We start from the raw sequence: 19,895 nt of genomic DNA, 5'->3' as shown, positions 1-19,895 counted from the left end.
AAACGATTAAATTTTCAAATCCTACTCTTTTACAAGAAGCATACATCCCATATTATAACCTCTAGTAGGTATTTTATCAGATACACCAATCCCAATATGTGTGTATCGGTCACTCATCATATTTTCATGATGACCCGGTGAATGGAACCATTGATCGTAGAGGGTATCTTTGTCCAACTTTGTATAAGGTACGGAATGACCTGCCAAATTTTCCCCGTACAAGTATTGTGAGGACAAACCGAATTCAACTGCTTGATTTTTCATTGACTTTCCATGAGGCTCATGGTCTAACTCACCGTCATTTTGTTCTACCAAATAGTTTGCCTTCCATTTTGCAAAATCATTGTATTCCCGTTTCATTTCAAGAGGTTTCATTCCAATACTTGCTCTTTCTTCATTTACCAATCGCAATGTTTCTTGAATCAGTTCTTCCTCAGAGTATCGTTTCTCTTGTCGTTTCGGTTTAGATGGTTGCTTTTGTTCCTGCTTAGGTTGTTGTTTTGGTTTAGATGGTTGCTTCTGTTTTGATTTAGACTCTTGTTTTTGTGCTTTCAAAAATTCTTCTCTTTGTTTCTCTATCTCTTTTTGGATATTTTCTTTGTTTAACACAATTGTTTCAAGATAGTCTTTATATTCTCCTTTTGTGATACGAAAGCCCAGTAGATTGACATTTAATTTGATTTCTTCTACCGCCTCAGGTCCAAATATCGCTTCGATTTCATTTTCCAATTGTTTGATTTCTGCATCAAGATACTCTTTATCGTCACTTATCTTTTCAATGCTGAAATTATTTCCTATAGCTGTATTTAAAGAAATTTCTCGTGTGTTGGCATCGTATCCAACTGTCATTCCTAAACACTCTCCCACTGCTCTCAATGGCAAGTAGGTTTTCCCTTTCATTACTTTTACCGGTTGTGGCATGTAAATTTTAGACACCTCATCATTTGCCACTACAACCAAAACATTGCTGCCTAAACTGAAATGAATATCTTTTGAATTATTGGTTAACACTCCAACTTTAATCGTGTTGTTCCAAATTGCTTGGTATCCTACCAAATTTCCAACTGTAGCTACCGGTAACAAGGTGGTACCATTTTGAACAATCGGTGTGACATTTTGTTTCGCTCCATTTAACGTAACGAAATAATTTCCTGCCGCATTTACAGTTTGAATCGGTGTCAAAAGCAATGCACCTGTCAGAAGTACTGTAGTAAATTTTTTTAACATAATGTTCTCCTTTTCATTTTTTTATCAATTACCTTTTATCACTAAACCATTATCAATCAACCAACAATAGGATAATGTCATTACCTTATCAAACTCTTATTTTGTGATACTCATATCACATAAACTCCATGGAACCATCTTCTTATCTTTACTAATATCTATCCGTTATCTTTTATGCTAATAGAATGTATCTTGTAAAATGTATTTGATTGTAAGGTTTTGCATTGAGAAATTCCAAAGCATTACTAAAAATCGTCACTCTGTAAATAAATATATGTATATATTTATTACTGTATCATGTTTTATTACTACTGTCAATCAACCACACCATAAAGTGGATGGATGAATCCTTATTGAAATTACATTTATTCTGATTCCATTTTGATACCTCCTCTAACGGAAAGACATCATAAAAGTTCGGTTTGCATAACATTGTGCGATATTCTATCTTCTATGTATCGGTATATCATTTTAAATTGTTAATCTATCCATAAGCACAGTTGTTCGTTCAAGATATTGGTAGAAAAAACTGCTAAAAAAACACTCTTCATCGTATGACAAAGAGTGTTCCTTGATTCAATCTGCACAGAAGGTCTATTCTCCTTCCTGTTCATCTCGAATTTTTTTACTTTTAATTTTTTTCAATCGGAAGAAATCTTCTCTTTCTTTTTCTTCGATAACTTCCTGAATATATTTTACTGCCTCTTCATAACGTGGAATCTGAATTTTTTCCAATGCATTCGCACGTTTTGCTGTCTTCTTAATTTCCATCGCTATTTTGAAAACGGCATTTTCTACTTCTGCCAACTCATAGATGAGATAACGAAGATTTTTGAATTTCATGACAGTTTGATCTACTGCCTCATTTGTTCGAAAGAAACTGTAATCTGTATGAAGCAACTCATCTCTCTCAAAAACTACTGTTGGAACTTCCAAACCCATAACACTGCGATACAAGATGTCAAATCTCTCTCTTCCGGGAATAGACATAGCAATTTCATCAGCGGTATTAATCCCGATGGACAGATTGACCATTTGCAACGACGCATACGCCTCTTCGAAACCTTCTTTGATTTGTTTTTGAAGTGTTTCCGCCTTGCCAACAAGTCCCATTGCCTCTCGAATCAACACAGTTCTCTTTTTATCCAACAGAGAAAATCCACTTCTGGAGAAAATCAAATTTTCTTTCGCCTTCATCAGATTGGCTTTGGTAGGTGCTAATTCGTTTGCCATAGTACCACCTACTCTCCACAGTAATATTTATCTATCATTTTTGGAGAAAGTCTTTCCAATTCTTCTTTTGGAAGGATGGATAAAATTTCCCATGCAATATCTAAGGTTTCTTCAATTGTTCTCTTTTCATCTTGATCTTGTGTCAAGAATCTATCTTCAAACGCTTTTCCAAATGCCATGAATTTTTGGTCCAATTCGGAAAGATCGTCTTCTCCGATAATTTGCGCCAAAGAACGTACTTCCTGAACTCTTGAGTAAGAAGAGAACAATTGGGAAGATACTTCATCATGGTCTTCTCTTGTAAATCCGTCTCCGATACCGTCTTTCATCAAACGAGACAAAGATGGTAATACGTTGATTGGAGGATATACATTTTGTTTTGCCAAATCTCTTGACAATACAATCTGACCTTCTGTGATATATCCTGTTAAGTCAGGAATTGGGTGAGTGATATCATCATTCGGCATGGTCAAGATTGGTAACAAGGTTACAGAACCTTTTTTACCCAATACCATTCCGGCTCTTTCATAAAGTGTTGCCAAGTCACTGTATAGATACCCCGGATATCCTTTACGGCTCGGTACTTCTTCTCTTGCTGAAGAAAGTTCACGAAGCGCCTCGGCATAGGCAGTAATATCTGTCAAAATAACAAGTACGTGCATTCCTTCTTCATAGGCAAGGTATTCAGCTGCAGTCAGCGCACATCTTGGCGTGGAAATACGTTCTACTGCCGGATCGTCTGCAAGGTTGACATACATAACAACACGCTCGATAACACCTGATCCTTCAAATGATTGTCTGAAGAAGTCAGCATCATCGTGCTTGATTCCCATTGCACCGAATACGATTGCAAAGTTGGATTCTTCTCCCTTTACAGATGCTTGTCTTACGATTTGTGCAGCCAACTCATTGTGTGGCAATCCGTTTCCTGAGAAAATCGGTAATTTTTGTCCACGAATCAATGTCATCAAGCTGTCAATCGCAGAAATACCGGTTTCTAAATAGTCTCTCGGATAAGAACGTGCAACCGGATTCATCGGTCTTCCGTTTACATTGTATCTCTTTGAGGAATAAATCGGACCGATTCCGTCCACACTTTGTCCCAATCCGTTGAACTGTCTTCCTAAAATATCCATTGAAAGTGGAATTTCCAACGGTTTTCCCGTAAAGTTAACCGCTACGTTGTTCGTAGAAACTCCCTGTGTCCCTTGGAAAACTTGAGCAACTACCTTGTCACCTTGAACGGCAACAATTTTTCCGTTTCTTTTCTTACCGTCTTCTAAAGTGATGTTTAGTATTTCGCCATAGGCTGCATTTTTTACGCCCTCTAATACGATTAGGTCTCCCTTTACCCGATTGAGGTGCAAATATTCTCTGTCGCTCATTACTTCACATCCTTCCGTTTTTCGTATCTTTTAATCAATCCGTCATAGAAGGTGTCGATGGTATATACCAACTCTCCAATTTTACTCAAATCACTATTTGGAATCGTATATTTCATCTTAATTACTTCTTCAAATAATTCTGAGTTTCGAATTTCTCTTTGAGGAATTCCTTCTGCCAACGCGTCTTTTGCACGTTGATTTAGATGGTCGATTGTTTTCAACATCAAGTATTGTTTTTGTAGCGGTACGAAGGTGTCGTCCGCATGCATTGCATTTTGTTGCAAGAATCCTCTCTTGATTACTTTTGCAATTTCAAGAGTAATTCTTTGGTCATCAGGAAGTACATCTTCTCCAACCAATTGTACGATTGCATTCAATTTTTCTTCTTCATGCAATACCAACATCATACGATCTCTAATTTCTGTCAAATCTTCAGCTACTTCTTGCGCATAAAAATCTTGTAACACTTTTCCGTATCCACTATAGCTTGTCAAATATCCGATAGCAGGATAATGTCGTGCATAAGCCAACTTACGGTCCAATGCCAAAAACGCATTTACGAAACGTTTTGTATTTTCTGTAACAGGTTCAGAGAAGTCTCCTCCCGGAGGAGATACTGCACCGATGATGGTAACAGAACCGTCTTCTCCATCTAATGTGGTAACATATCCCGCTCTTTCATAGAACTGTGCCAAACGAGATGGAAGATATGCAGGATATCCTTCTTCTGCAGGCATTTCTTCCAAACGTCCTGAAATTTCACGAAGAGCCTCTGCCCAACGAGAAGTAGAATCAGCCATAATCGCTACATGGTATCCCATATCACGATAGTATTCAGCCATTGTGATTCCTGTGTAAATACTGGCCTCACGAGCAGCAACCGGCATATTGGATGTATTTGCAATCAAGATAGTACGATCCATCAGTGGTTTTCCACTTTTCGGGTCAATCAGTTTCGGAAAGTCTTCCAAAACTTCTGTCATTTCATTTCCACGTTCTCCACAACCGATGTATACGATAATATCTGCATCTGACCATTTAGCTAACTGGTGTTGTGTCATTGTTTTTCCGGTACCGAATCCTCCCGGCAATGCAGCTGTTCCACCTTTTGCAATCGGGAAGAAAATATCCAATACCCGTTGTCCTGTAATCAATAACTCTTGAATCGGACGTCTTTCACGAACAGGTCGCGGGGTACGAACAGGCCATTTTTGATACAGTTTCAATTCTTTCTCGCCACGGTTGGTTGCAACCATTGCAACAACCTCTTCAATATTATATTGTCCTGAAGGTTTTACATCATGAACTTCTCCTCTTACTCCTTGAGGTATCATCAAACGATGTTCTATCAAATCAGTTTCTTGAACTTTAGCATATACTTGACCTTCTTGAACAAAGTCTCCTTCAGAGATAAGCATTTCCACGTCCCATACTTTCTCCATATCAAGAGAAATCAAACCGATTCCTTCTGCGATAAATTCTCCTGAAATCTCTTGGATTCTTTCCAAAGGACGTTCAATTCCATCAAAGATATTTCCAATCATTCCCGGTCCTAATGTCAAAGAAAGGGGACGATCTGTCGGAGTAATCGTTTCTCCTGCTTTCAAACCTTCTGTTTCTTCATAAACCTGAATGGTTCCAACATCGCCTTCCAAAGAAATAACTTCTCCAAGAAGCTTTTTGCTTCCTACCATGACCATTTCACGAACTTCAAAGTCTTTCATTCCGGACGCTTGAACAACCGGTCCGTTGACGGATGTTGTTATTGCTTTTGATTTATCCATTCAATTCAGTCCCTTCTCTTACATAGTTGCTCAAGTATTGTCCGATTGGTTCTCTCATATTATCCATTGTTCTGATAATGGTTTTGTTGATACGAATATCATCTTCCAATACTTCTAAGATGAATCCACCTATTTCGCGTATTTCACCTTCTTTGAATTGAACATGCTTGTACCCTCTTTCTGTTACCAATTCTTGGAATTGACGTTTTACTTCATCAAAGTTGGATGGACAAATATAAATTGTTATTTGTCTGTCTAAACCGATTTCATTTTTCGCCAGTGTCTGTCCCAATACTCTTGCAATGAAAGGTGGATAATCCGGTGTCAAAACAAAGTCTCTTGATTTTTCTTCTACTTTTTGAATTAAATCTTGGATAAATAATTCATTTTTTCTCAGATAATTTCTTTTTTCTTCTTGTTTGATTGTAGAAACTCTCTCCAATTTTTGTCTGTCTATACGACGTAGTGCAGAACGTTTCTCACGTTCCAAAGCGGACTCTACTCTTGATTTTTCTTCTTCCAAAAACGCTTGTACTTCCGCTTGTTTTTCAGCCAATTGTTCACTGATTTCCAGCTCTACTTTCTCATCTATCATATCACTAAATTGCTTTAATTTCTCTTCCAAGGTTATCATGTTGTTTAACCTCCTCCCTTACAGCTTAATTCCTACAGATTCGTTAATATACTGTGTAATATAGTTATCATCTCTTATTTGACCATGTCGATCAGGAATTTCAACGATAAGTGGTGTTCGACGATTCATTCTAATATCAAGCAATTCTGCTTTCGCCATTTCAAACACTTTCTCTGTCACAATCAAAATTCCAACTTCTTCTTTTGATAAAGCAAACTCAATCGCTTCTATCACTTCTTCTTTGTTACTCGCCAAAACGGATTTTACTCCGCCCAAACGCATTCCAACGAGGGTATCGTTGTTATCAGATATGAGCATTGTTCTCATATAATCACATCCTAAAGTCTTCCTAAAATCATGATAGAAACGATTAGACCGTAAATAGCAATCCCTTCTGCAAGACCAACGAAGATCAATGTTTTACCAAGAATTTTTTCATCTTCAGAAACTGCTCCAAGAGCCGCAGCACCTGCAGCACCTACTGCATATCCGGCTCCGATTGTTGCCATACCTGTCGCCAAAGCAGCACCGATATATCCTAATCCTAATCCTGCACTTGGATTTGCAGCTGTTTCTCCGGCAGCGAAGATGATTTTTGGCATCATCATAGCAATAGAAGAACCTACCAATGGTGTGAACAATGCCACATTCGCCATAATTACACTTTTCAAGCTGTCTTGTTTTCCACCTTTAATATACAAACGAATACCTACACCGATTGTAGATAATACAAAAAATATCATTAATGCTAACACGTAGTTCATTAGATTTCCCCCTCTTTTTCTATAAATGTTACCGGAACAAACGCACGTCCGTCTCCTTTAAAATATTTTCCAAATAACTCATAGTACTCTAAACGAAGCCCTTGAATCAATACAATCAAGCCTTCCAATCCAATGATAATGATGTTTCCGAGTACCATGATAAAGATACCGATTGCTTTATTGTTTACCATATTCGCCATCGTAGTGAACGCTAAGAATAAACCGACATGGTTCAATGCGAACGCTCCTACCCGAATGAACGAAATTGTGTTTGATAAGAAACTCAAAATTGTTTCTATCAAGTTAAATCCACCTTCAATATAGTAAGAAGACTTACCTTCTTCATAGTGAGGTTTCTCTTTCTTCATCATTGCATACAACGGTACTCGAAGCAAAATCATTCCCAATGCAATAACGGACACAACTACTAATACAACAGAAGGAATAACACTGGATCCTAACACTGTCTGTAATAATCCTACCAACAGTACAATATAGAATATAAAACCAGCCAATCCATGATTTCCAAAAATCATTTCATCCTTCTTACCTTCTACACCGAGGTTATACATAGACATTCCAAAACTGATAAGTAATAGAACAACCCCAAATCCAATTGCAGTGTATAACACTTGGTTGATGTTTTCCATCGGTCTTACAAGCAATGCCGGAATGACTTCTTCCAATCCGAAGATACTTCCGTATAGAAAACCGAATATCGTAGAACTGATCCCGATTCGTTTCAAAATCTCTCCGTATGGAGACGGTTTTCTCTTAGGAGACAACAAGAACCCAATTAAGATAAATACAAGTCCTTGTCCAACATCTCCGAACATTGCTCCAAATAAAATCAAATAAGTAATTCCCAAGAAGAAAGTAGGGTCCAACTCATTGTAATTTGGAATTCCATACATATTTACTAATAATTCAAACGGTTTAATCAAACTGTTATTTCTCAATCTGGTAGGAGGAATAATTTCTCTTTCCACCTCTTTGGATTCCACCGGATGAACAATGATATTCTCATATTTACGAAGTAACTCCTGCTCCACTTCTTTCCAATCAAATTCTGAAATCCAACCTGTGAAGTAGAAGAAGTTTTTGGTTACTGCAACATTGTTCTTCAGTTCATGAATTTCTTTTTCCAACTGAAGCTCAGAATTCAACAAAACAATTTCTTCCAAATATTGTGTTTGAATTCCTTTTACAATAGACAGCCTGTCTTCTTTCTTTTCCTTCAAAGCATCAACCTGTTTCTTGATGTCTTGGGCTACCTCACTTACCAAACCGGTCACATTTTCCGGAATGGCAATTTCTCTAAAATTCAACGATTTCAGTATTTTACTCGTTTCTTCTTCATTTTGTTTCAGTGTAAAAATCAAATAGGATTCCGTTCCTGCTGAACTACCGATATGAAGAACTACTGCCGGAATATTTTCATAGTTATCACGCAACTTGATACGACGTTCTTTCGTCAAAGTTCCGATATGATAATTGAAATGCTCCATATTTTGAATTTCCGAAACATCAAAATCCATATCCTTCAAAAATTCAATATTTTCCAGAAATTCTTCTTTATCACGAATTTCTTTGTCTTCAAAAAGACGATCCTTGCTCAACGGTCTCAAGGAATGATAGATTTCTCTGATACGATTTGCTACATTGTCAAATTCGTAGTGGTCGTCTACATTCTTCTTTACCGGAATTTTTACATCCAACAACTGTTCAATCTGTACGATGTCTTCATCCAATGATTTGAAATCAATCTTTTCCGGACGATATCTCGTGAATCTGCCCAAATCACGAATAGGATCTTCGTACTTGGACAACACCGACATCGTTAAGGAATCAGCAATCTTATCCTTGGTATAGTTTTTGACATGCAATTTTTCGCTCAAAATCAAGTCTTTTAAGATGTCATGCATATCTTCGATTGGAGCAACGATATTCATAAGCTTCATCTTTTCTACTGCCATTTTTCAATCACCTTCCTTCCTTTCTCATTTCTGTTGTTGTAGGTATCATATACTTCCATTTATCTGCTTCTTTGTATTTTGCACTTTCTACTACAGTAACCATATTCAAGTTTTCATATTCCAACAGACGCACATACTCAATTAAAGGAGCAATGCTCATCGGATGTTTCTTGGAAACTTCTCTCATCTTTTTTGACAAATATTGTGACATCATACGTTGTCCGTAGATATATTCATCTTTTTCCAACATCCCACGATAACTCTTATCAAAAAACTCCTTAAACTGTGTTTCAAAGTTATTAGAATAAATCATATCTTTCATTTTGTTAAAGCTCAGTTTCGCTCCACCTTTCAAGGTGTAATTCAAGATTTCCTCATCCGATAACTTATAATTCTTCTTCGCCCGATAAATCCATTGTCCGTTTGTAAAATCAATAAACGCTCCGACAATAGAAGTCACAATGTCACGGTCTTCCTTATCCAACTTTTCCGCTTTTTTAATCAGATTCAAAAAGTAAACATAGTCGACATTCATTTCGATATGAAACTCTCTTTTTTTGACATCTTCTTTTGTTACATTTCTGAAAGCATCCTCAAGGATGGTTCCTTGAAAATGTAGAAAGAACTCATCTACACTCTCAGATCCTAACAATAAATCATAATCTAAGTTCAAATAAGACTTTGTATCATAAAGAATTCTTTTGATGTCTTGGATTGGCCTTTTTTGACTAAGTCCACGTAAAATTACTTGGACATTCTCCACCTCATATCGAAACAAAATCGCTTTCAACAAGTCCTTATACTCTTTTTTCAAATAAAAAGAGAGACTACGCACCCTGCTCACACCATGATTTCTAATTTTGATTTCCAATTCTCCACGGTGAATCTCTTTGAGATTCGTATCCTTCAGAGCTTCTCGATAAATCGTGTTGTTCGATAGGTATTGTGCAATTTCTCTTGTTGAATTCAACCGAAACAATTGTTGATAATCTTGTTGTTGCAATAGATCCCCTCGCATAGATTGGATTTTCGTATTCAGTGCTGAAAATTCACTTGCACTTCCCATACCTATCCCTCCATACTTCTTAATATCATGCGAAAAGTCTCTTCACTAATCTTATCGGAATATTCTTGATATCGTGCATCCAGTCTTTTAGAACGCTCTTCCCCTTCTTCCCGAATGACCTTTTCTTCTTCCAAAATTTCCGCTTTCGCTTTTTCACGATACGCTTCAATTTCTTCCTTGTTTTTTGCTTCCATTTCAGACTTTAGTTTTAAAAGTAAATCTTTTTTCTGACGCCCAAGCAAATCAAGTTCTTCTTGTGCTTCTTCCTGTCTTCTAATTGCATTTCTGTCTATTTGAATAATGGATTTGATGATTTCTTCCACCTTTCCCACCCCTTTCTTTCAAAATTCATGTTCGGCAAAAAGCTCAATGGTATGTACCCTTTGTAATAAGCGAATTTTACCCAACTTTAAGGCCTAATGACATAATATACCTATTTCTACAAAAAATCAAAGATTATATTTTTCAAAAAACTTTAATTTTTGAGAAGGAAATCGTTTGCTATAAGATTCATATCTGATATATTCACACTATTTTTGCTATTTTTTTACAAAAAACATACTATTTTACCTTATTTGTTACTAAAATTTACCTAATTTTGATCAATTATACATTAAATCTTATTTCTATTTCCATAAAATTCAACGCTTACATGACTTATTATTATTTTACAAATTTCACATACTTTATATGACAAATATTACTGTGTTTTGCAAAGTTATAAGATAAGAAATACTTCTCTTGTCTCTTACCATCTCTAAAGTCTTTTCAACTAAATAAAAAAGAGCCTTCCGAAAGGCTCTTAGAAATGATATGGTTTTCGAAAAAATAGGCAATAATAAAACTGAAATGGAGAAATAAGCAATTTTCCAAGCGGAAGATTTTTGACATAGTCTTTACTTATCACACCTTTGTTGGCTTGTTCTGCCACATACCACCAAAACGGAGCTGAAAGCAGTATGTATAAAACGGATAAAGGAGGAATGATTAGTATGATAGCAATTAGGATAAGACCAACGATTATGCTAAATACAATCAACCCACACATAAAATCCACATCTGACATTATTATCGCCTCCTTATTTTTTATTTATTTCATCGCTGATATACACCTTATCTTTTAAAAAATAAACCTATCTTATTGAACATCCTAAAATATGATATTGCGTCAAGTATTGTATCTTTATCATACAAAAACATTGTAAACTACTCTGAAATACCGAAGTTAACAGCAACAGAACTAAAAATAAAAGGCTGCAAGCACTCTTTCTCACAAACTTATAACACCCTCAACTTCGATGAAAATTCGCATCAAAATTTTTGTGAACTTATATACAAATTGTTTTTTACAATATATCTATTTTTATCAAATTTTTTGTCATGTCAACTGTTTTTGATAGAGCAAACTTTTTATCCGATTGCTCTATCTTCCGTATTATTTTTGATTCAAAATTATGATTTATTTCTTATTGTAGTTCTACTTTTTCTTCCTAAAGAAGTACTTTCCACTTTCCGTATCCTTCTTCATCCATTTTGTCCATCGGAATAAAACGAAGTGATGCACTGTTGATACAATAACGAAGTCCACCCAACTCTTTCGGTCCGTCTACAAAAACATGGCCTAAGTGAGATTGTCCGTTCTTACTTCTGACTTCCACTCTCTGCATATTGTGACTCAAATCCTCTACATACTGTAAAGACTCCTGATCAATCGGTCTTGAAAATGCCGGCCAACCACATCCCGAATCAAATTTGTCATCTGATAAGAACAACGGTTCCCCTGTTGTAATATCCACATAAATCCCCTTTTCAAACGTATCAAAATACTCATTGTCAAAAGGAGGCTCCGTATGAGAATGTTGTGTAACCACATACTGTAAGTCTGTCAAATGTTCCATCAAAAAATCATCATCCGGTTTTTCGTAGACTTCCTCAATTTTCGGTTTTTTGTTCGGAATATCCGTTAAATCCACATGACAATAGCCCCCCGGATTTTTATCCAAATATTGTTGATGGTATTCTTCTGCACGCACAAAGTTGCGTAGAGGCTCCACTTCAACAACAATCGGTTTATCATATTCCTGTTGTTTTGTGGCAACAAAGTCTTTGATTACCTCTTCTTCCTCTCCTACAAAATAAATTCCTGTACGATACTGCGTTCCGACATCTCCTCCCTGTTTGTTGACAGAGGTCGGATCAATGATTTTGAAAAATGCGTCCAACAACATTGTAAGCGATAGTTTCTCTTCGTTATAGACAATGTGAACTGTTTCACTGTGTCCCGTCTGTTTCAAAGTTTCATAAGTTGCCTTATCAGATTCTCCGTTTGCATATCCGACTTCTGTAGACAATACTCCCAGCATTTCATGGAAGTATGCCTCTACTCCCCAAAAGCAACCTCCTGCTAAATAAATCTCTCTCTTTTCCATCCTCTACACCTTTCCTTTCTTTCCCATTTTGAGAACTCATGATACAAGATGGCACATCCTATTAGGTACCTGTATACCAAGATGATATACTCTGCCATTGTTCAATTGTTTCAAGTCTTCTACTGTTTCAAGTCTTCTACTGTTTCAAGTCTTTGATTGTTTCTTTCATCTCAAACATTTCCGGACTGTAGTACATACTTGTCGGAGAGGCAACAAACAACACGACATCCGGTTGATATTCTTCCACATACTTCTTGATACTTTGTGGACGATTTTCTTTTCGAATATCCAACATTCTTAGCTCCGACACATTCAAGCTCAAAAAACCCGCAATCGGCATCGCAAAAGAATCTTTGATGACCAATACCTTTGTTCCGTTTTTTACATTACGGTTTTGAATCCAATCCTCCGATGCGCCCCAATCCATAAAGACAATATATTTGTCTTGAAAAATATCTTCCTCCGTGATATATCCGTAAAACAAAAAACTCTCTTCAAATGTTCCTTCTCTTTTCTTAATCTGTTTCCCTTCCCGATTCCACTTCGTGTAGGACAACGACGTGTCAAACTTCGGAAGTAAGACCGACACATCATCTTTTTTATCATAAAATGCCGTTCCCACTCTCTTTGCGTGAGAACCCAAATATGTTTTCTCCCATTTTTTTTCGTTATACTGCTCACGATTGGTAGAAAGAGATACATTCTCCAAACGTACATCCTTTTGCTCTAAGAATCTTACAATTTGTTGATACCCCCAAAAAGCCGTTGGAATCCTCCAATGCGTATCCGTCTTAAAAAAATCGTTCTGCTCTCTTAAAACAGTATCTTCGTTTCCTTGCACTGCTAAGGTATTCAAATCCAAAACAGAGATTTGTTTTTCTCTCAATCGATTCACAAACTCATCCGCCATCTGATTTCCATAGTCTGCCACCCCGACAGGAAAAACGGTAGAATTTTTCAAATGCTTGTACGGACACTGCACATAGACAAACGGAATTTCCTTCAATGCTAAGAACTCGTTTAATTGTTCAAACGAATCAACAAACGAATTTACCTCAAAGGGCTTGTCAACCACATAGTACAACATATCTTCTTGTCCGACAAATACCGTTCTTGTTCTGTCGGCATCATCCACGACATGACGATGAAGTTTCTTTTGAATCGTACCGTATTGATCCAAAAACTTCTGCCTATCAAAAAATGCCTCGTTATATCGATTCTCTTCCTTCAAAATTGCCTGTTTCACATTCCTATCATTTTCAAAAAAACTTTGTTTCGATGAAAAAGCTTCACGATACGCAGTAAAAAAAACATTCGGACTATAGAAATTGTTATGAATGAAATAATATCCCAAAAAGCAAAAGAACAGTACAGTCAAAACACTGTTTCTTATTTTTTTGATGGTATCTTTTGACAAATTCAACTGACCGTTCCTCCTCACCTTCTCTTTTCCAACCTTACCATATATGACATACCCTAACACAACTCAATTCAGAAATATCCTATCCGAACTTTCTTCCTCTAAGAACAAAACTTCTCTAAAAATTAAAGTAGATAAACGGATTGTAACTTCCCTTGACAATAGATACGACTGCACCATAGAACAACACAGAAATCACAACCATGACCACACTATGGTATCCCAATTGAATCTTCCAATTTCTGCTCTCAGCCCATTGTTCCAACGAAGAAAAAATCGGAACACTTCCTACAATGCTCATCACAAACACAATACCGTACTCTCTTACATAGAATAAACTTCGAGCAGGCACAATACCGGTTGTCCCAAACGAAAACATCGCACCGAGATATTGAATTGCATAAGAGAGTGTATCTGCTCGAAAGATAACCCATCCGATGGTAACAAGAACCATCACATAGAGATGTCCGAATATACTGCTCTCCAACTTTTGTTTCCACTTTTTCGGAAGAAGGAATTTTTCAAAGGATAACCACACAAAGTAGTACATTCCCCACAAAATAAATGTCCAGTTTGCTCCATGCCAAATTCCCGTCAGCAACCAAACCACAAACAGATTCGCGAACTGTCTTGTTTTTCCCACTCGATTTCCACCCAAGGGGATATACACATAGTCACGGAACCACGAACTCAATGAAATATGCCATCTTCTCCAAAAATCGGTAATCGAAGTTGCTGCATAAGGATAGTTGAAGTTTTCCAAAAAATGGAATCCGAATATCTTTCCAAGTCCGATTGCCATATCGGAATACCCCGAAAAATCAAAATAAATTTGAAGTGTGTAGCAAATTGCACCCAACCATGCAAAAGATATTCCCAAATCAGATGTCGGAGAAGAAAACGCCACATCGGCAATAATTGCCATATTGTTTGCAAGCAATACTTTTTTCAAGAAACCGACCAAAAATCGCACCGTTCCTTCTGAAAAATCATTCCAATTCTCATGACGCTCCTTCATCTCTTTGGCAACCGTTTCATAACGAACAATCGGGCCTGCAATCAACTGAGGAAACAAAGAGACATACAATCCGACCAAAAAAGGATTTTTTTGGACAGGATTTTCTTTCGGATTGCGATAAATATCCAACACATAACTCATTGCCTGAAATGTAAAAAAAGAAATCCCAATCGGCAAAGTAATCTTCTTGAGAGGATAACTTGTTCCAAGCAGTGCGTTTGCATTCACAATGCTAAAGTCCAAATATTTGAACACATAAAACAACGATAAATTGCCAATCACCATAAGCCACAGAATAAACTGTTGTGTTTTTTTCGATGATTGAAAATAGTGTATTCCAAGTCCCATCAAATAGTTAAACCCTATTGAAGACAACATCAGCAATACAAAAAGAGGCTCTCCGTATCCGTAAAAAAAGATACTCACAAAAAACAACCAACTGTTTTTTAATAATCTATGTGGTAATAAGTAGTAAATCGCTACTGTAATCGGCAAAAACCAGAACAAAAAAATACCACTGCTAAATAACATACTGTTCTTCCTCTCTTTTTTGATAGCTAAATTATATCATACTGTTTCTTAGAATACGATAATCATTTCAGAATCCTCTATCCATCTGATAATCTCTTATCAGTCAAAAAAACTCTTATCCTATCCATGTTCCATCATCCATCCGAATTCCTATGTTAGTATATCTTCAAAACACCTATCGGATGTTGACCTTCTATATAAATTCCTTCAAATGATTCAAAGCAGAACGGTTTTATTATTTTGTTATATCGTAACTATGCTCCTCATTTCTTGCCTTATCTTTCGTTCTCATAACTTATCTTTACTTATCTTCCATTTCTTTTTCCAATCAACAATTCCTTTTCCCAATCAACAAAACAATTCATTTCATCCATTTCCAAATAGGCTCTGTTCCTCTTATGACAATCAAAAAGCACCTTGACATCGCATGCCTCAGTGCTTAGTGAATCAACTGTCGATTTTTACTCACAAGTCTATCCACAATAGATTCTATTATCCCGTCTGTTCTCTTACTGTGTTTTTATATTACTATTTGTATATTAGTCCGTTTTATTTTACTGTATTTTATCGTACTTTCTGTATCTTCCATTCTTCCGATTCTTTTCCTAATCAACAAAGCAACTCATTTCATCCATTTCCAAATAGGCTCTATTTCTCTTTTCAATTTTCACACTTCGTTTTGCCGATGATATTCTTACTTTCTTATCCTGTCAGAATCTGACGTCTTCTTACACAACAAAGAACTGCCGTTCAAAAGAATAGAGAGAATTGTCAACACCCACAACGCTTTTGACATGGTAGGCATCGTATCTTCCAATGCACTCCAATCATGATGAATCACCCATTGTGCCTCAAGATGATAAAATGCACATAGCGTCAATGCCGTAAAAGCCATGCTCAAAAATCGAAGATACTCCGAATTTTTCTTTTGTACGGCAAACATCACATTCCATACTGCAAATAGAATCGCCGGCACACCGAACAACATCCACATCTGTATCCCTCTTTCCTATCTGTTAATAACATGTCATCAACAACTTTTCACTTCTGAAACAAACTTCCAAATATGTCTAAAAAATTATTTTTTCAACAACACAAAAAATAAAGCAAAGATTAACAAAACCACTAACATGATAAATCCTGAAAACATAATTATCTCTCCTTTTTTCGACAATTTTCCGATATTCTATCGCAAAAATCAAAACTACACTAACCATATCTGCTGAAATTTCGACAAATCACAATATTTTTCAATATCTGATTTCATTCATCCGGTATTCACATTTATTCTATCACAAAACCAATCCCAAATACTATTGTTACAAAATTTTTACTCAGACAAAACTCCATTCACGTAATTTCAAACTGTAACCTCTCCTATCAACGATTTCTTTTGATAAAAGTTTGTTTCTACAGTTGAAAAACAACAACGCTTACGATACACTTAACTTCACAAAACACACGATTGGCAACACAAAAGAGAACGACAAAAATGATTTATTATGTCCTTTTTCTGACATCAATTTCTCTTTTCCTGTTTGTGAATACAGATAACTACAACAATAACAAATAAGACCATGTTTCGTTCGGTCTTTTCGTGCTGACAACAATCTATTTATTTGACGGTAATAAAACGATTCTATCCCAAAATAAAAAACGAATGTCCCTATTGCCGTCATCGTTGTATCCCGTTTCTGTTGCAAAGGAACAACAAACCATCACTTTCAGAAAGGAATTCACACTATGTTCGATATTGCTGTAATCGGCGGAGGCCCTGCCGGTATCATGGCAGCCATTCACGCAAGCAAAACTCACAAAGTCATTCTTTTGGAAAAAAATGACTCTCTCGGAAAAAAACTTCTTCTTACCGGAGGAGGGCGATGTAATGTGACTAACAACATTCCGATAGAAAATCTTATCAGTAATATTATCGGAAACGGCAAATTTTTGTATAGTGCCTTTTCAAAGTTTGATAACCAGGACATCATTCAGTTTTTTCAAAGTCGAAATACTCCGCTCAAAGAAGATGATAACGGAAGAATGTTTCCGGTAAGCGACTCTTCCAAAACTATTTTGTCCACTTTGAGGCAGGAACTTCAAAAAAACAATGTTTCTGTTCGATATCATGCAAGAGTAACAGATTGGAAGGTAACGGAACATCATATCGACTCCCTTGTTTTGGAAGATAACAGTATCATCCAAGCCAAAAACTATATCCTTGCAACAGGTGGAATGTCCTTCCCTCATACAGGCTCAAACGGAGACGGATACCGCCTTGCACAAAAAATCGGACACACAGTAACCGACCTCTATCCGTCCGAAGTTGCATTGACAAGCAAAGAATCGTTCATTCAAGCACAGATCTTGCAAGGACTCTCCTTGCAAAATATTGAGCTCAAAGTCTTAAATGCCAAAAACAAAACTGTCGTTACGCAACATTCCGATATCATCTTCACACACTTTGGAATATCGGGACCGGCAGCATTGAGATGCTCCGGTTTTGTGTTGAAACAAAAAGAAAGAGAGGTTACCCTCTCCTTAGACGCTTTGCCGAACATATCCAAAGCGGAACTTCTTCACATCATCCAAGTTGAACCGAAAAAAACACTCAAAAATATATTAAAAAACTATCTTCCGCAGAGGTATGCCGATTTTATCTGTATGGAATATGCCGATACCAAAAGCTACCAATTGAATGACAAAACCTTACAAAGCATCATCGAACACATCAAAGATTTTCGATTCAAAGTAAACGGAAGTCTCCCTATCGAAAAAGCATTCGTTACTGCCGGTGGAATCTCACTCAAAGAAATCAATCCGCAAACGATGAAGTCCAAAATAATCGACAATCTCTACTTTGCCGGAGAAGTGATAGATATTCATGCCTATACCGGTGGATACAACATCACCTGTGCCTTTTCAAGCGGACATCTTGCAGGAGAAGTATTATAAAAAACACAATCATAATCGCTATCGTGTTCCGAAAAAATAATACTGTAACACGATGGTTTATCTACACGCTGAACACAAACAGTACAGAATGAGAACTATTCCCTATAAAAATTAACTGCCGATAGGGATTCAAATAGATATCCGAATCAGAATATCATTTATGAAAAACAGAGTGCATAGTAGCAAAAAAGTATTGTAACAAAAAAGCATAGCAATCACTCATTCCCATAAGAGTGTTTTGCTATGCTCTTTTATCCTATTTGCTTTCAACCGGCTTATCTATCTTTTGTTTCATACGAAACACGATTTCAAAATACAGACAGTGTATATACTGATGAAAACAGAATCAACTATACCCACATTAGAAAAAAGCAAATTGTTATGATACCTTATCAGTGATTCCTGCCAATGAAAATCTCAACTTCTTTTCTTTATTCCTCCTCATGTTCGTTGTTTCGTTCGTCTCTTTTTTCCTGCTCCTTCTTCTTTTTCTCATCCTGTGACCAAAAATCATATTTTTTGACTTCGATTCCGTTTACATAATTGCGATGATTCAATAGTTGTTCGATAGGAAACAAAAAATGAATCACCCAAACAGGATACATTGATAAAAATCCAAGAAAACTTTGTTTGTCCACTTTATCACTAAGATTTGTAAAAAACAGAAAGGAAACAAACACAACGATCGCTTTAACATTACGAACATCGACACAGTACACTTCTTTTTCTTTGATAAACGGTTTAAGATATCTATCAATTGAAATCGCCGCTATAAACACCACTACAAACAGAGGAATCATAAATTCCTTTGTCCATAAACCTTGCTTATAGATGATATATAGTAACGGAAAATTTATGAATGTTAAGAACGCCTCTATAAGAAATACATGTTCCGATATCCATTTTTTCATAGCAATCCACCTTCTTATCCTTTTCCTCAATTATGGTGTTAGCCTCTAACCAAAATGTTTCCGTCTTCTTTATTTCTCCTCTGTTTTGTTCTTATATCTCTCTTTCTTTTCTCTTTTTTCTTGCTCTTTCTTCTTTCTCTCATCCTGTGACCAAAAATCGTATTTTTCCACTTCGATTCCGTTTACATAATTGCGATGATTCAATAGTTGTTGAATTGCCATAAAAAGGGTAAATTTCCAAAAATGGTATATGAACAGAAAAGAAAACAAGGAATTTTTCTCAATGGTGTTCATCCCTACACCTACACCCATCCCGATAACGATACGAGAAAAAAGTTCCATAACAGGAAGTATAATAATCCAAAATCCCAAACTGTTTACCGTATATTGTTTTTTCGCTCTTTTCAAGACATGTAGATATACTATGATAACAAAAAAACACCAAAAAGGAGCATCTATCCACGAGTTTCTACCGGCTAAATAATTGATACTTAAATATAGGGTAAACAAAAAATATACAACTGAATCAACTAGAAATACATGTTCCGATATCCACTTTTTCATA

The 19,895-nt window shown here is 36.3% G+C and carries 19 protein-coding genes; 1 reads left to right on the top strand and 18 read right to left on the bottom strand.

What is annotated here, in order from left to right; translation table 11 throughout:
• Window positions 1–21 precede the first annotated feature (21 nt).
• The 16 genes from ACO5GE_RS01295 to ACO5GE_RS01220 form a co-directional block, all read right to left on the bottom strand.
• The gene (locus ACO5GE_RS01295) at window positions 22–1,227 is read right to left on the bottom strand and encodes a stalk domain-containing protein (protein WP_484829115.1); all 1,206 of its coding nucleotides are present in this window, start codon (window positions 1,225–1,227) and stop codon (window positions 22–24) included.
• Between the two features lie 594 nt (window positions 1,228–1,821).
• Window positions 1,822–2,460: a V-type ATP synthase subunit D gene (locus ACO5GE_RS01290; protein WP_484829114.1), complete on the bottom strand. Its 639-nt coding sequence runs from the start codon at window positions 2,458–2,460 to the stop codon at window positions 1,822–1,824.
• 8 nt (window positions 2,461–2,468) lie between these two features.
• Entirely contained in the window at window positions 2,469–3,845 is a 1,377-nt protein-coding gene (locus ACO5GE_RS01285; protein WP_484829113.1) for a V-type ATP synthase subunit B, read from the bottom strand.
• Complete coding sequence (locus ACO5GE_RS01280) at window positions 3,845–5,629, bottom strand: V-type ATP synthase subunit A (protein ID WP_484829112.1); 1,785 nt, start codon at window positions 5,627–5,629, stop codon at window positions 3,845–3,847. Before ACO5GE_RS01280 ends, ACO5GE_RS01285 begins: the two co-directional genes overlap by 1 nt.
• Window positions 5,622–6,263: a V-type ATP synthase subunit E gene (locus ACO5GE_RS01275; protein ID WP_484829111.1), complete on the bottom strand. Its 642-nt coding sequence runs from the start codon at window positions 6,261–6,263 to the stop codon at window positions 5,622–5,624. The genes ACO5GE_RS01280 and ACO5GE_RS01275 overlap by 8 nt, the downstream gene beginning before the upstream one ends.
• An 18-nt stretch (window positions 6,264–6,281) precedes the next feature.
• On the bottom strand, window positions 6,282–6,590 hold the full coding sequence (locus tag ACO5GE_RS01270) for a V-type ATP synthase subunit F (RefSeq protein ID WP_484829110.1): 309 nt from the start codon (window positions 6,588–6,590) through the stop codon (window positions 6,282–6,284).
• A gap of 11 nt (window positions 6,591–6,601) precedes the next feature.
• Window positions 6,602–7,027, bottom strand: a complete 426-nt coding sequence (locus ACO5GE_RS01265) for an ATP synthase subunit C (RefSeq protein WP_484829109.1) — start codon at window positions 7,025–7,027, stop codon at window positions 6,602–6,604.
• A complete protein-coding gene (locus ACO5GE_RS01260; RefSeq protein ID WP_484829108.1) occupies window positions 7,027–9,003 on the bottom strand; it encodes a V-type ATP synthase subunit I in 1,977 nt (658 codons plus the stop codon). The genes ACO5GE_RS01265 and ACO5GE_RS01260 overlap by 1 nt, the downstream gene beginning before the upstream one ends.
• A gap of 7 nt (window positions 9,004–9,010) precedes the next feature.
• Complete coding sequence (locus tag ACO5GE_RS01255; protein WP_484829107.1) at window positions 9,011–10,069, bottom strand: V-type ATPase subunit; 1,059 nt, start codon at window positions 10,067–10,069, stop codon at window positions 9,011–9,013.
• Window positions 10,070–10,071: 2 nt separating this feature from the next.
• The gene (locus ACO5GE_RS01250; protein WP_484829106.1) at window positions 10,072–10,392 is read right to left on the bottom strand and encodes a hypothetical protein; all 321 of its coding nucleotides are present in this window, start codon (window positions 10,390–10,392) and stop codon (window positions 10,072–10,074) included.
• Window positions 10,393–10,871: 479 nt separating this feature from the next.
• Window positions 10,872–11,135 carry a hypothetical protein gene (locus ACO5GE_RS01245; protein ID WP_484829105.1) on the bottom strand — a complete coding sequence of 88 codons (264 nt, stop codon included), beginning with the start codon at window positions 11,133–11,135 and terminating at the stop codon, window positions 10,872–10,874.
• Window positions 11,136–11,559: 424 nt separating this feature from the next.
• Complete coding sequence (msrB, locus tag ACO5GE_RS01240) at window positions 11,560–12,498, bottom strand: peptide-methionine (R)-S-oxide reductase MsrB (RefSeq protein ID WP_484829104.1); 939 nt, start codon at window positions 12,496–12,498, stop codon at window positions 11,560–11,562.
• Window positions 12,499–12,634: 136 nt separating this feature from the next.
• On the bottom strand, window positions 12,635–13,921 hold the full coding sequence (locus tag ACO5GE_RS01235; protein ID WP_484829103.1) for an alginate O-acetyltransferase AlgX-related protein: 1,287 nt from the start codon (window positions 13,919–13,921) through the stop codon (window positions 12,635–12,637).
• Window positions 13,922–14,036: 115 nt separating this feature from the next.
• Window positions 14,037–15,467 carry an MBOAT family O-acyltransferase gene (locus ACO5GE_RS01230; protein WP_484829102.1) on the bottom strand — a complete coding sequence of 477 codons (1,431 nt, stop codon included), beginning with the start codon at window positions 15,465–15,467 and terminating at the stop codon, window positions 14,037–14,039.
• 694 nt (window positions 15,468–16,161) lie between these two features.
• The gene (locus ACO5GE_RS01225; RefSeq protein ID WP_484829101.1) at window positions 16,162–16,461 is read right to left on the bottom strand and encodes a hypothetical protein; all 300 of its coding nucleotides are present in this window, start codon (window positions 16,459–16,461) and stop codon (window positions 16,162–16,164) included.
• Window positions 16,462–16,900: 439 nt separating this feature from the next.
• Window positions 16,901–17,170, bottom strand: coding sequence for a hypothetical protein (locus ACO5GE_RS01220; protein ID WP_484829100.1), 270 nt, complete (start codon window positions 17,168–17,170; stop codon window positions 16,901–16,903).
• Window positions 17,171–17,210: 40 nt separating this feature from the next.
• On the opposite strand from ACO5GE_RS01220, the gene ACO5GE_RS01215 reads away from it, so the two are divergent.
• Window positions 17,211–18,419, top strand: coding sequence for a BaiN/RdsA family NAD(P)/FAD-dependent oxidoreductase (locus tag ACO5GE_RS01215; protein ID WP_484829099.1), 1,209 nt, complete (start codon window positions 17,211–17,213; stop codon window positions 18,417–18,419).
• 431 nt (window positions 18,420–18,850) lie between these two features.
• On the opposite strand, the gene ACO5GE_RS01210 is transcribed toward ACO5GE_RS01215, so the two are convergent.
• The gene (locus tag ACO5GE_RS01210; RefSeq protein WP_484829098.1) at window positions 18,851–19,330 is read right to left on the bottom strand and encodes a hypothetical protein; all 480 of its coding nucleotides are present in this window, start codon (window positions 19,328–19,330) and stop codon (window positions 18,851–18,853) included.
• Between the two features lie 69 nt (window positions 19,331–19,399).
• On the bottom strand, window positions 19,400–19,894 hold the full coding sequence (locus tag ACO5GE_RS01205; protein ID WP_484829097.1) for a hypothetical protein: 495 nt from the start codon (window positions 19,892–19,894) through the stop codon (window positions 19,400–19,402).
• Window position 19,895 lies beyond the last annotated feature (1 nt).

The organism is Filifactor sp. (assembly GCF_057248345.1).
Note: the sequence above shows the minus strand (reverse complement) of the source record. Positions and strands in the feature narration are given on the sequence as shown.